Annotated in this window: 13 protein-coding genes; 10 read left to right on the top strand and 3 right to left on the bottom strand. The window is 53.4% G+C overall.

All coding sequences use genetic code 11. The annotated features are described in order from the left end of the window. The 10 genes from sufB to FBQ85_05070 form a co-directional block, all read left to right on the top strand. Positions 1-1,420, top strand: a 1,420-nt coding sequence (sufB, locus tag FBQ85_05115) for a Fe-S cluster assembly protein SufB (protein MDL1874539.1), incomplete at its 5' end; no start/stop codon positions are given. A 222-nt stretch (positions 1,421-1,642) separates the two neighbouring features. Beyond that, complete coding sequence (gene sufC, locus FBQ85_05110) at positions 1,643-2,407, top strand: Fe-S cluster assembly ATPase SufC (protein MDL1874538.1); 765 nt, start codon at positions 1,643-1,645, stop codon at positions 2,405-2,407. Positions 2,408-2,508: 101 nt separating this feature from the next. Next, positions 2,509-3,852: a Fe-S cluster assembly protein SufD gene (gene sufD / locus FBQ85_05105; protein MDL1874537.1), complete on the top strand. Its 1,344-nt coding sequence runs from the start codon at positions 2,509-2,511 to the stop codon at positions 3,850-3,852. A gap of 135 nt (positions 3,853-3,987) precedes the next feature. After that, complete coding sequence (locus tag FBQ85_05100) at positions 3,988-5,223, top strand: cysteine desulfurase (GenBank protein ID MDL1874536.1); 1,236 nt, start codon at positions 3,988-3,990, stop codon at positions 5,221-5,223. Positions 5,224-5,288: 65 nt separating this feature from the next. Further along, entirely contained in the window at positions 5,289-5,741 is a 453-nt protein-coding gene (locus FBQ85_05095) for an SUF system NifU family Fe-S cluster assembly protein (protein MDL1874535.1), read from the top strand. A gap of 78 nt (positions 5,742-5,819) precedes the next feature. Beyond that, positions 5,820-6,149, top strand: a complete 330-nt coding sequence (locus tag FBQ85_05090) for an SUF system Fe-S cluster assembly protein (GenBank protein MDL1874534.1) — start codon at positions 5,820-5,822, stop codon at positions 6,147-6,149. A 531-nt stretch (positions 6,150-6,680) separates the two neighbouring features. Further along, positions 6,681-7,370 (top strand): phosphonatase-like hydrolase, encoded by a 690-nt coding sequence (locus tag FBQ85_05085; GenBank protein MDL1874533.1) that lies wholly within the window; start codon positions 6,681-6,683, stop codon positions 7,368-7,370. Then, positions 7,240-8,610 carry a thiol oxidoreductase gene (locus FBQ85_05080; GenBank protein ID MDL1874532.1) on the top strand — a complete coding sequence of 457 codons (1,371 nt, stop codon included), beginning with the start codon at positions 7,240-7,242 and terminating at the stop codon, positions 8,608-8,610. The genes FBQ85_05085 and FBQ85_05080 overlap by 131 nt, the downstream gene beginning before the upstream one ends. Before the next feature lie 64 nt (positions 8,611-8,674). Continuing rightward, positions 8,675-9,139 (top strand): ubiquinol-cytochrome c reductase iron-sulfur subunit, encoded by a 465-nt coding sequence (locus FBQ85_05075; GenBank protein ID MDL1874531.1) that lies wholly within the window; start codon positions 8,675-8,677, stop codon positions 9,137-9,139. Then, a complete protein-coding gene (locus FBQ85_05070; protein MDL1874530.1) occupies positions 9,136-10,383 on the top strand; it encodes a hypothetical protein in 1,248 nt (415 codons plus the stop codon). The genes FBQ85_05075 and FBQ85_05070 overlap by 4 nt, the downstream gene beginning before the upstream one ends. Before the next feature lie 34 nt (positions 10,384-10,417). On the opposite strand, the gene FBQ85_05065 is transcribed toward FBQ85_05070, so the two are convergent. From FBQ85_05065 to FBQ85_05055, 3 genes are read right to left on the bottom strand one after another with little or no spacing between them, the layout of a single operon-like run. Beyond that, positions 10,418-11,254: a GNAT family N-acetyltransferase gene (locus tag FBQ85_05065; GenBank protein MDL1874529.1), complete on the bottom strand. Its 837-nt coding sequence runs from the start codon at positions 11,252-11,254 to the stop codon at positions 10,418-10,420. Next, positions 11,251-11,982 carry a GNAT family N-acetyltransferase gene (locus FBQ85_05060; GenBank protein ID MDL1874528.1) on the bottom strand — a complete coding sequence of 244 codons (732 nt, stop codon included), beginning with the start codon at positions 11,980-11,982 and terminating at the stop codon, positions 11,251-11,253. Before FBQ85_05060 ends, FBQ85_05065 begins: the two co-directional genes overlap by 4 nt. Then, positions 11,921-12,763: a sulfurtransferase gene (locus FBQ85_05055; GenBank protein ID MDL1874527.1), complete on the bottom strand. Its 843-nt coding sequence runs from the start codon at positions 12,761-12,763 to the stop codon at positions 11,921-11,923. Before FBQ85_05055 ends, FBQ85_05060 begins: the two co-directional genes overlap by 62 nt. Positions 12,764-12,781: the final 18 nt, after the last annotated feature.

Below are 12,781 nucleotides of genomic sequence, written 5' to 3'. Positions count from 1 at the left end.
GATCGATCCGAAAACAGGAGAGTATCGGGTGTATGCCCAGAAAGTGGTTGTCCCGGAAGTGGCCAACGAATCCAGGGAGATTTCGCTTCCTGAAGCACGCCTTTACAACCACGAAGCCAAATACGAAGACATTATCGAAATCGATGTGACTCCCAATGATTTCGGGCGGATCGCCGCGCAGAATGCCAAGCAGGTCATCACCCAGCGGATTCGTGAAGCCGAGCGTGAGATGGTGTTCGAGCGCTATTCAAACCGAATTGGCGAGCTGGTGACCGGCACAGTCCAGCAGTATGAACGTGGAAGTGTGATCCTCGAAATTGGATTTGCCGAAGCCCTGCTACCCTTCGAAGAACAGGCCAAAGGCGAAAGATTTCATTATGGAGACCGCTTGCGAGCAGTCATTCTCAGAGTGAATCAGACCTCGCGTGAAGCGCAGGTGGTCGTATCCAGGAAAACTCCCGAGCTGGTAAAGAAGTATCTCGGCTCGGTCGTGCCCACGACCGACAATTTCTACGCCACGCTCAATTCCGCGGTGTTCTCCGACGGCTCGTTCGTCTACGTGCCGGAAGGCGTGCGCTGCCCTATGGAGCTGTCCACCTATTTCCGCATTAATGCCGAGAAGACCGGCCAGTTCGAGCGCACGCTCATCATCGCCGACAAGGGCGCCTATGTGAGCTATCTCGAAGGCTGTACCGCGCCGATGCGTGACGAGAATCAATTGCATGCAGCGGTGGTCGAGTTGGTGGCGCACAAGAATGCCACAATTAAATATTCGACGGTGCAGAACTGGTATCCCGGCGATGAAAACGGCAAAGGCGGCATTTATAACTTCGTCACGAAGCGCGGCATTTGCCTTGACGCGAACGCCAAAATCTCCTGGACCCAGGTCGAGACCGGGTCGTCCATCACGTGGAAATATCCCAGCGTGATTCTGAAGGGCGACAACACGGTGGGCGAATTCTACTCAGTGGCCGTGACGAACAATCGCCAACAAGCCGATACCGGCACGAAGATGATCCATCTCGGCAAAAACACGCGCAGCACCATCGTTTCAAAAGGCATTTCCGCCGGCAGAAGCAACAATTCGTATCGCGGTTTGGTAAAGGTCGGTTCGAAAGCCGACAATGCGCGCAACTTTTCGCAATGCGATTCACTGCTGATCGGCGACCGCTGCGGCGCGCACACGTTTCCGTATCTTGAAGTCAACAACAAAACCGCCAAAATCGAACACGAGGCCACCACTTCGAAAATCGGCGAAGATCAATTGTTTTATTGCCACCAGCGCGGCATCTCGATGGAGAATGCCGTGGCTCTGATCGTAAACGGTTATTGCAAGGAAGTGTTCAAGGAATTGCCGATGGAGTTCGCGGTGGAAGCGCAGAAGCTGCTGGCCATCAGCCTGGAAGGCAGCGTTGGTTGATTTTTCTCTGTCACAATTGTCAGTACACGGTTACCTTAATTTGCTAGAGTAGCGCCCTCGAAATGTCATTTGACGAATCATGTGAAGTACCCGGGAATGGCCCAAGAACTTCTCAAGATCCTTGCAGCATGACAGGGCTGAAGGTGGACATATTTTCCAAGGCAACACTGTACTGATGTTACTGAAGGCGTAAGCAAGAACATATTTCAGGGAAGTCAAAGCATGTTAAGCATCAAGGATTTGGAAGTATCGGTTAATGGCAACAAAATTTTGCGCGGGCTTGATTTGGAAGTGAAAGCCGGCGAAGTGCATGCCATCATGGGCCCGAACGGCTCCGGCAAAAGCACGCTGGCAAATGTTCTCTCCGGCCGCGAGGGTTATGAGGTTGACGGCGGTGAAGTGATTTTCAACGGCAAAAATTTGCTGGACATGTCGCCCGAAGATCGCGCCCGCGAAGGCGTGTTCATGGCGTTTCAATACCCCGTCGAAATTCCGGGCGTGACCATGGCGAATTTTCTCAAAACCGCGATCAATGACATTCGCGAGTATCGCGGCCAGCCGCAAATCGACGCGATGGAATTTCTCACCATGATGAAGGCCAAGATGCGGCTGGTAAACATGGACGATAAATTGCTCAGCCGCGCGGTGAACGAGGGGTTTTCCGGCGGCGAAAAAAAGCGCAATGAGATTTTTCAAATGGCGATGCTGGAGCCCAGGCTCGCCATTCTCGATGAGACTGATTCCGGTTTGGATATCGACGCGCTGCGCGTCGTTGCCAATGGCGTGAACAAGCTGCGCAGCAAAGACAATGCGGTGATCGTGGTCACGCACTATCAACGCTTGCTGAATTACATCGTTCCGGATTTCGTGCATGTGCTGGTGCAAGGCCGCATCGCCGAGTCCGGTGACAAAGAATTGGCGCTGAAGCTTGAAGAGCATGGCTATGATTGGGTCAAAGATGAAGTTTTGGAAGCGGAAGCCGCGTGAACACGCCTCTGTTGAAAAATAGGCGCCAACAGCAATGCGAATCGACCTGCTGTGGATAAGTGTTTTTTGATTTTATTTCAATACAAGATTGAGCATTTAAAATGGAATCCAAGATGGTGCAACATACCGAGGCCAAGGCGTGGTATCTTTCCAACTTCGATTTTTTTGAGAGCAAGCTCAACGGCGGAACGGCATTGCCGTTTCACGAAACTCGCCGCGACGCCATTTCGCGTTTTTCCGAATTGGGCTTTCCGACCGTGCGCAACGAAGAGTGGAAGTATACCAACCTGGCGCCGATGCTGGAGCACAAATTCAAGCTGCTGCATCAGCCGGTGAAGATCACAGCGAGTACGGCGGCCAAGTTCGAAATTCCCGAAGTCGAACAAAACCTGCTGGTTTTTGTGAATGGCCAATTCGCGCCGGCATTGTCGCGCCTGGTGTCACAGGCCAAAGGCCTGGTGGTGGAGAGTTTGGCGCAAGCGCTCAAGCGTGATCCTGAGCTGGCAGGCAAATACCTGGCGCAATATGCCGAGTATGAAAAAGAAACCTTTGTTGCGCTCAATACCGCTTTTGCCTTGGACGGCGCATTTATTCGTGTGCCGCGCAATCTCGCAATCACTGAGCCGATTCACCTGCTCTATCTCTCCGCCGGCGAGGATAAAGCCTCCTTTCTGGCGCATCCGCGCAATTTGATTTTGGCGGGCGAAGGTAGTCAGGTTCAGATTGTCGAAACCTACGGCAGTCTCAACCAGGACGTGTATCTCAACAACATCGTCTCGGAAATCGTGCTCGAAAAAAATGCCGTAGTCGAACACGTCCGGTTGCAAAACGAAAGCCGTAAAGCTTATCATATTGCCGCACGCGAAGTGGAACTGGCGCGCGATAGCGTTTACACCTCGGTAAGCATCGATCTCGGCGGCAAGCTCGTGCGCAATAATTTCAATCTGCGGTTGCGCGCCGAGCATTGCGAAGGAAATTTGTACGGATTTTATTTCGGCGCCGGCGAACAACTCATCGACAATCATACGCTGATCGATCATCTTATGCCGAACTGTCCGAGCAATGAATTTTACAAAGGAATTCTCACGGACAAAGCGCACGGCGTGTTCAACGGCAAAGTGATGGTGCATCAGGATGCGCAGAAGACGAACGCCTATCAGCAGAATCAATGCCTGCTGCTGTCGAACGACGCCGTCATCAACACCAAGCCGCAGTTGGAGATTTTCGCGGACGATGTGAAGTGCAGTCACGGCGCGAGCATCGGCCAGCTCGATGAAGATTCGGTGTTCTATTTGCGTTCGCGCGGCATTGGCGAGGAGGAGGCGCAGTCCATGCTGCGTTTTGCCTATGCCAGCGAAATCTTGAATCATATCAAGAGTCCGGGCATACGCGTGCATGTCGAAAATCTCGTGAATGCCGCTTTTCGCGCGTCGCAAAAAATGTAAAGTAAGCACCGCCGGGAGGGTTTCGCCATACAACAACGCTTCTTCGGTGATCCTGATTCCTCGACACATTTTCTTGATTGCGGTTAGGCCGCCTGGTAGATGGTTATCTGTGCCGTAATTGCTTGCGATCACTTCATGCAGAAATTGCCTCAAAACTTCAATGTCGAAAAAATCCGCCGCGATTTTCCCATCCTGCAGCGTTTGGTGCGGGGCAAGCCGCTGGTTTATCTCGATAATGCCGCCACCTCGCAAAAGCCGCAGGCCGTGCTGGATGCGCTCGCGCACTATTATGAGGCGGAGAACGCCAACGTGCATCGCGGTGTGCATTATTTGAGTGAAGCTGCCACCAATGCTTACGAGGGCAGCCGTGAAGTCGTGCGCCGACATATTAACGCGGGCTCGGTTAAGGAAATTATTTTTGTGCGCGGCACCACGGAAGGCATCAACCTCGTTGCGCACAGCTACGGCCGCAAGCATATCAAAGCCGGCGACGAGATCGTCATCTCGGCGATGGAGCATCACTCGAATATTGTGCCGTGGCAATTGCTGTGCGAAGAAACCGGCGCCAAGTTGCGCGTGATTCCCATCAACGATGCCGGTGAATGGATTTGGGAAGAAGCTGTCAAATTGTTGAATCGCAAAACCAAGCTCGTCGCGGTTGTGCATGTTTCCAACTCTCTCGGCACGATCAATCCCATTAAAAAACTTATCGCGCTGGCGCATGAGTTGGGTGTGCCGGTACTGGTGGACGGCGCACAGGCCCTGCCGCACATGCGCGTGGATGTGCGCGAGTTGGATTGCGATTTTTATGCGTTTTCCGGCCATAAGGCGTTTGGCCCGACCGGCATTGGCGTGCTCTACGGCAAAGAAGCGTGGTTGGAGAAAATGGCGCCGTATCAAGGCGGCGGCGATATGATCAAATCCGTCACCTTCGAGCAAACCACCTTCAATGATTTGCCCTATCGCTTCGAAGCCGGCACGCCGGATATTGCCGGCGCGGTGGGCTTGGCGCGCGCCCTGGAATATATCAGCGATTTGGGATACGAGGCCATCGACGCGCATGAGCATGATTTGCTCAATTACGCCACCGAGGCCTTATCCACCCTCAAGCCTCTCCGCCTTATCGGCACGGCGAAGGACAAGGCGAGTGTGGTATCGTTCGTGCTTGACGGCATTCATCCGCACGACGTTGGAACGATTTTGGACCGCGATGGCATTGCCATTCGCACCGGCCATCACTGCACGCAGCCGGTGATGCAGCGCTATGACATTCCGGCCACCTCCCGCGCCTCGTTCGCGTTTTACAACACCCGCGCAGAAATTGACGCCCTGGTTAAGGGCGTTGAATATGTGCTCAAAATAATGGCATAAGTCATCATCGCCTGGATGAGGTTTCCGGCGAACTTTCTTTTTAAAGCGAGTCAGCGCTAGCACTCATGGACGAACTGAGAGAACTTTACCAACAAGTCATCCTCGATCACAACAAAAGCCCGCGCAATTTTGGCAAGCTCGAGCAGGCCAATCATACCTCGGAAGGCTACAATCCCCTCTGCGGCGATCGCGTGAATTTATATGTCGAGCTTGAAGGCGAGGTGATCAAAGATATCAGCTTTTATGGCCACGGTTGCGCCATCTCGAAAGCCTCCGCTTCGGTGATGACAACGCTGGTGAAGGGAAAATCTATTGCCGAAGCCGGCGAATTATTCAAAAAGTTTCAACAACTCATCACCAGCGACCCGACAGCAGAGATTGATTTGGAGGAATTCGACAAGCTGGCCATTTTTGCGGGTGTGCGCGAGTTTCCTATGCGCGTCAAATGCGCCGGTTTGGCGTGGCACACGCTGAAGTCGGCGCTCGAAGACGGCAGCAAAATTGTATCGACGGAGTGAGTACCAAAGTTTTCTTTTAAAAAATTGCTGTAAGAAGGTTAAACTTTCGGCAAACCTGTTGTTCAAAGCGTTTTTAAGATGATCATGGAAAACAATAACGGCAACAGCGATCTCCGCCAGGAGATCATCAATGCGCTCGAGACGTGCTATGATCCCGAGATCCCGGTCAATATCTATCAACTCGGTTTGATTTATGATATTGATATCACCGACCAGAATGCCGTCAATGTGCGCATGACGCTAACTTCACCGATGTGCCCGGTCGCTGGCACGTTGCCTCCCGAAGTGGAGAATAAGATCAAAACCGTGCCCGGCGTCACCGATGCCAAAGTCGAGGTCGTGTGGGAACCGCAATGGAATCCCAGCATGATGAGCGAGGTGGCGAAGTTTGAGCTGGGTTTCTTGTGAGCCTGTTTGCGCCGTTTATTTAGAGCCCTTCCTCCGAACTCTTTTTTTAAAATCAAATCTCGCACAGTCACTGCCCTCCAAATTTAGCGCGTAACGCTTCGAAATTAACCTGCCCAGGCAGACAGGAATTTTGAGACGGTATCATTTAGCCTCAACCTGATTCTGCGATAGATCATTCCTACAATTTTCGATAATGCGGAGTAAATAAAAATCTCGCATTTTTTGCCGAGTAGCCTGTGTCTGATCTTCAGAAGCTTGAACCGCAAATCAAATTTTCCAAAGAGCTTAACCTAAGATTTAACATTTGCGGGAATCTTTGTCGGTTGGACGCAAAGCCACCTAATTTTTTGGGGGCAAAAAAACAATTTTGTAAGAATAGTCTTGCAAGTTTTGTTTTCATCACTAAATTTAGCTTCAACTAAAAAAATAGTTTGAAAATATAAAATTTGAATTGTTCATCGTCTCATTTAGATCGATTCAGTGTTCCAGAGATAATCGTGCTGAACATTGTTGCAGATCGAAAGAATTGCCATGGCGCAAATTGAATTGGCTATTTTTGACCTGGCCGGCACGACGATCGCCGACGAAGGTCACGTGTTAAACGCGTTCCGCACAGCTTTGCTGGCACAATCCATTCAACTCACACACGAAATGCTGCAGCCCTGGCGTGGCGCGGCCAAACGCGAGGCGTTGCGTTTTTTTATTGAGCAAAAGTTCGGGCAAAGCGCCGTTGATAACGCGGCCAGACTGGCGCAGGCGGAATCGGATTTTCGCGAGCAGTTGGCAAAAAGCTTTGAAGAAGAAGGTGTGTCGCCCATTGCTGGAGCGGAAGCGACGTTTGCCTGGCTGCGTGATCATGGCATCAAAATCGCCGTGACCACCGGCTTCGATCGCAAACTCACAAGCATCATTCTGGCAAGAACCGGCTGGCAGAACGGTGTGATCGATGCCAGCGTGTGCAGCGACGAAGTTGCGCAGGGCCGCCCCGCGCCTTATATGATTTTTCATGCGATGGAAGCCACGGGCGTGACTGACGTGCGCCGCGTCTTGACTGCCGGCGACACCATGCTCGACTTGCAATCCGGCATCAATGCCGGCGTCGCGTTTGTCATTGGTGTGCTCAGCGGCACGCAGGGCGTTGAACAACTCGGCAAAACCCGGCACACACATTTACTGGCGAGTGTCGCGGATTTGCCGGCATTGCTTGCAAACGAATTGTGAACTTTTTTATGGAGGAAGAATGAAGCGCAACGTTTTACTGCTGCCTGTTCTTCTTGTGCCAATGTTTTGGGGCTGCGGTGATCTGCTCACCGAAGCGCCCGAACCGAATCAGGTTCTCGATGGCCCCATCGATGGGCTTTCCCCGGCGCAAAACGCGGCGCATCTCGCCGGTGATGCCGGATTTAGCGAACGCTTTTCACCCGCCACTGGACTGGGGCCGGTCTTCAATCAAACCTCATGCGAAAGCTGCCATCCCGGCGACGGTCGCGGCCATCCTGCCACCAATCTCAAACGCTTCGGTAAAATGACGGCTGCCGGTTTTGATTATCTCCATGAACGCGGCGGCCCGCAACTGCAAGATCGCGCGATTCCCGGCTATCCCGCAGAAAAATTGCCGGCAGAAGCAACCGGCATCTCCGAACGCGGCGGCCCAATTGTGGTTGGCCTGGGTTTAATCGAAGCAATTCCGGATGAAGCGATTCTTGCGAATGAAGATCCGAATGACGCGGACGGCAACGGCATTTCAGGCCGCGCGAATTTTGTTTTGCCGCCGCCTTATCTGCGTTTGCGCGCGGATAAGATCGAACGCAACGGCAAATATCTCGGCCGCTTCGGGCGCAAGGCCACGGCTATCGATCTTCTTCAGCAAACCGTGACGGCCTATCTCAACGACATCGGCGTCACCTCTGAGTTTGAGCCGGAAGAATTGTTCAATCCCGAATTGGGTAATCGCGTCGGCGATAATGTTCCGGATCCTGAAGTTGCGACAGAAACGATCAACAATGTGGTGATTTATTTGCAAACATTGCGGCCGCCGGAGCGGCGCAATGCCACGGATGCCGTGGTGTTGCAGGGCGAACAGCTTTTTGCGCAAATCGGATGCGCGAGCTGCCACACGCCGGAAATGCAAACCGGCCCCAACGCGATTGCACCGCTGGCATTTCAAAAAGTGCCGTTATATTCCGATTTGTTGCTGCACGACATGGGCTCGGCGCTCGCGGACAACTATCCCGAAGGCGAAGCCAACGGCGCGGAATGGCGCACCACGCCGTTGTGGGGATTGGGTCTGGTGGGCGAATTGCTCGGCGGTACACCGTTTTATTTGCATGATGGCCGTACCTCGAGTTTGCAGGAAGCGATTCTTTTGCATGGCGGCGAGGCGGAGGTCAGCCGGAACAATTTTGCCGGATTGAATGCGGGTGAAAAAGCGGCGGTTCTGGCATTTTTGAAATCGCTATGAGACAAGAACAGCATCGAACTAAAAACTCTTGTACCCGCGAGATGTTTGACCGGGTTATCCATTAATGACTTGCAACCAACACGCAACACCTCATATGTCAACACGGCGAGAATTCATAAAAACAATCGGCGGCGCGCTGGCAGTCACAACTGCGTCTAAATTACTGACGGGCTGCGCCGCAGGCCTTGCCATCTACCGCGGTGAATTGCAGGATGAAGCTATCATCATTCCCAAGGCGGAGGCGCTGGCGCTTGCTGCGCCCAACGGCCTTATGATGGTAAGCGCGAAGAATCTTCCGGTCGCAATCGTGGTGCGACGGTTGGCGGATCACAGCCTGACGGCCGTTTCCACGGTGTGCACGCATGCCGGTTGCGAAGTGCGCGTGCTGCCGGATGCGTTTCAATGCCCCTGTCACGGCTCGGAATACGATGTCACCGGCGAAGTCATGGAAGGCCCGGCAGCAAAGGCGTTGCAAAAATTTGCTGTCACGGAAAATCAAGACATGATAACCATCAAGGTGAGATCATGAAACGATCGATGATCTGCGCCGCGCGTGGCGCGCTTCGCAATTTGCAATACGCAATCTTTGCATTTTGCCTGCTTGCGTTGAATGCAAATCTCCCTGCACAAACCGCGAAATCCGACAGCATGCCCACGCCGTTTCAACGCGGCGGCATTTATGACCGGCCCTACATTCTTAAGCTCGGCGGGAACACCGCCCTCGGCGGCTATGCCGAGATGAACTCAAACTACGTCCGCGTCGATGGCATTGCCGAAGGCTTTTCGTTGGAGCAGCGGCGCTTCAATATTTTTCTCTATTCGGCGATTTCCCCGCACGTGAAGCTGACCTCAGAACTGGAATTCGAACACGGCACCGAGGAGATTGCGCTGGAGACGGCGTTGGTGGACGTCCTGTTGGCAACGCCGCTTAATCTGCGCGCCGGCATATTGTTGCCGCCCATCGGGCGCTTCAACATCACGCACGACAGTCCGCGCTATAATGTTATCGATCGGCCGCTGGTGTCAACGGAAATCATTCCGTCAACGTTATCGGAAGTGGGCGTGGGTTTCTTTGGCGCATTTTACGCGACGCCCTTTGACCGTTTCACTTACGAGATTTATGCCGTCAATGGTTTGCACGATGGTGTGATACTTGGCACGGGCGAGGGCACGCGCATTCCGGCGGGCAAATCGCCGCTGGCATTTGAAGAAGACAACAACGGCTCGCCCGCCCTCACTGGCAGGCTGGCTTATAATCCGCGTTTTGGCGGCGAGATCGGGCTCTCGTTCTATACCGGTCGCTACAACACGTTTAAGTTGGAAGGCGTGCAGATCGACGAGCCGCGCAGTTTACGAATGTTTGCGTGCGATGCGGAATACCGTAAACGGCGTTTGCATGTTCGTGGAGAAGCAGCGCTGGCGCAGATCGACATCCCGCCGGATAATGTCGACAATGATTTTCTGGCGGAGAAACAGCGCGGTTTTTTTGTGGAAGGAAATTATGCTTTGTTGCGGCGGCCCCTGCTTGGCATGCCGGAAGCAAATGTGATCATCTTTAGTCGCTATGATTACATCGATCTGCATCATGGCAAATTCGAAAAAACCGGCCAGAGCATCGGCGACAGCAAAAAACGCCTCACCGCCGGTCTGGCTTTTCGCCCAACTGCTGACACGGCCATTCGCCTGAGCTACTGGCGGCAATGGGAATATGATACCTTCAATAATCTCGCCCACGCCATGAACGTTCAGCTCGGAATTGCGACATATTTTTGAGATTTGTTGTGCCGGTATTTTTTGCAATCAATCTCTACTGCATTAATTGCCATTTGATGCGCGTGTAAGCAATGCGGAAGCCGTGCCGTTCGGCGTTGCGTTGCGAGGCGCTGCCCGGTTGCGCGCACATCATCGCCAAGTTGCAGCCCTGTTCTGCGGCGTAGCGCAGGCGATCGTCAAGCAAGGCCAATTGCGCGCCCTGCTTGCGCGCTGCGGGAATTGTGCAAGCGCCGGCGAGCAGGGCCACGCCGCCGCTCAGGCTCATGGCCGCGGAGGCGATCGGCTGTTCCTCCAACTCCGCCAGAAACGAGACACTGTCTTCCCGCTGCGTGCTGATCGGCGCCAGCTCCAGCAAATATTCGGAAAGTTCAGGTAAGTGGCTCCAGCCTTGTGCCGTCACCTGCGCCCATAGTTCTCCTTCATTTTCGGCAATGGCGCGCACGCGAATGTTCTCGTTGCGCGGCACTGCGGGATCGCCTTCCCGGCTGATCGCGCGGTACATCACGCTGGTGAATTCCATGGGACGATAGCCGCGCTCATTCAGCAAAGCCACAAGCTCGAGGCCGGCGAGCGGGCTGACTTCATGAAACACCGGCGCGTTGCGCTCTTTGAAGAAATCTTCAATCTTCTCCAACTCGGTGATTGTGATAGGATCGAATAGCCCGAGGCCGAACGTCTGCGTGATGGGCGACGAAACGCCGTCGAACATGGCGTAAGCCCCCGCCACTTCGATCCACTGCGCGCCGCTTTCCGGATAAACTCTGGCTCTCGCCTCGACAAACTTTGCGTTGGCATGAGACTCGGCTCTTTCCAGGCGCCGCGACAATTCCAGATCAGAGAAGATTTGGGGGGCTTGTTTGGGAGTGATCATTTTTGTTTATCAGCCTCAGGCGCAATGATTTGAACAGATTCATCAACTCGAAAATCGTTTTTTGATATCGCATAGAAAATCGTATCCCACCCGTTTTTGCTTTCGCGCTTCAAAAACTTCATTCCGGTCTTTTCCATGACGCGGAACGAGGCGGCGTTTGGCGCGTCGGCGCTGGCGCTGATCTCGTCGAATCCCAGATATTGAAATCCGTATTGTAGCATTGCGCCGGCAGCTTCGGTTGCAAGATTATTGCCCCAATATTCAGGAGCAATGCCGTAGAGAATTTCCAGCTCGGGCGGCTCGTGAAAATACCAATATCCGCAAAAACCGATGATGGTCGATTGTTTGTGGAAAGTCACTGCCCACAGTCCCAGGCCTTTTTCATTGAACAATTCGATACTCTTGGCAACAACTTCTTGTGCCGTCTCTTTTGGGATAATCTCGTCATCCCAGAGATATTTTCTCACGCCGGGCGCGCTCCACAATTGATGAATCTCATCCACATCTGCGGGAGTAAAGGGCCGCAGGAACAGCCTCGAAGTTTTTATCGCTTGCATCATCATGCCGCAATGCGTTTGAGCTTTCACGGGGAGATTTTTCTCTGCGCCTCGTGCCGCAGCATGGCGCTTTAGCATGCGCCATGCCTTCAGCACGCGGTTCAATACTTTATTCGCCTCTTTCCACCGGCACGCCGACGAGATTGCCCCACTCGGTCCACGAACCATCATAGTTCTTCACATTCTTGAAATCAAGCAGATATTTCAATACGAACCACGTGTGGCTCGAGCGCTCGCCGATGCGGCAGTAAGTGATCACTTCCCTATCCGGCGTGACGCCTTGACTGGCGTAAAGCGCCTTTAACTCCTCACGGCTCTTGAACGTGCCGTCCTCGTTGCACGCTTTTCCCCAGGGAATATTTTTCGCGCCGGGAATGTGGCCGCCGCGCTGGCAGGTTTCCGGCAAGCCGGGAGGGGAAAGAATCTTGCCGGTGAATTCATCAACCGAGCGCACGTCGACCATCGCCACGCCGTTTTTCATGGCGTCTTGCACTTGCGGCAAAAATGCGCGCAACGCTTGATCCGGCGCGCCGGCTTTGTAGCTCGCGGCTTTCGGCGCCGGCTTGTCCTTGCTCAGCTCACGGCCTTCCGCGACCCACTTCTTGCGACCGCCATCCATGATGCGAACATCTTTGTGGCCGTAGATTTTCATTTGCCAGAACGCCCAGGCTGCAAACCAGTTGTTGTTGTCGCCATACAGCACCACCGTGGTATCGTTGGAGATGCCGCCATCGCGCATCAGTTTTTCCATTTCATTTTTTGGAATGATGTCGCGCTGCACAGTATCGCAGAGCTGCGTCTGCCAGTTCCAGCCGAGGGCGCCGGGCACGTGGCCTTCGTCATACGCTTTGGTATCGACGTCAACTTCGGCGATGACAACTTTGGGATCAGACTTGTGCTGCGCCACCCAATCGGTGGAAACCAGCACTTCGGGATTGGCATAATTCGACATAACTAAATCTCCGTGATT

Source organism: Cytophagia bacterium CHB2 (assembly GCA_030263535.1).
GTDB lineage: Bacteria > Zhuqueibacterota > Zhuqueibacteria > Zhuqueibacterales > Zhuqueibacteraceae > Coneutiohabitans.
The sequence above is the reverse complement of the archived record's forward strand: the minus strand, read 5'-3'. Positions and strand labels throughout refer to the sequence as shown.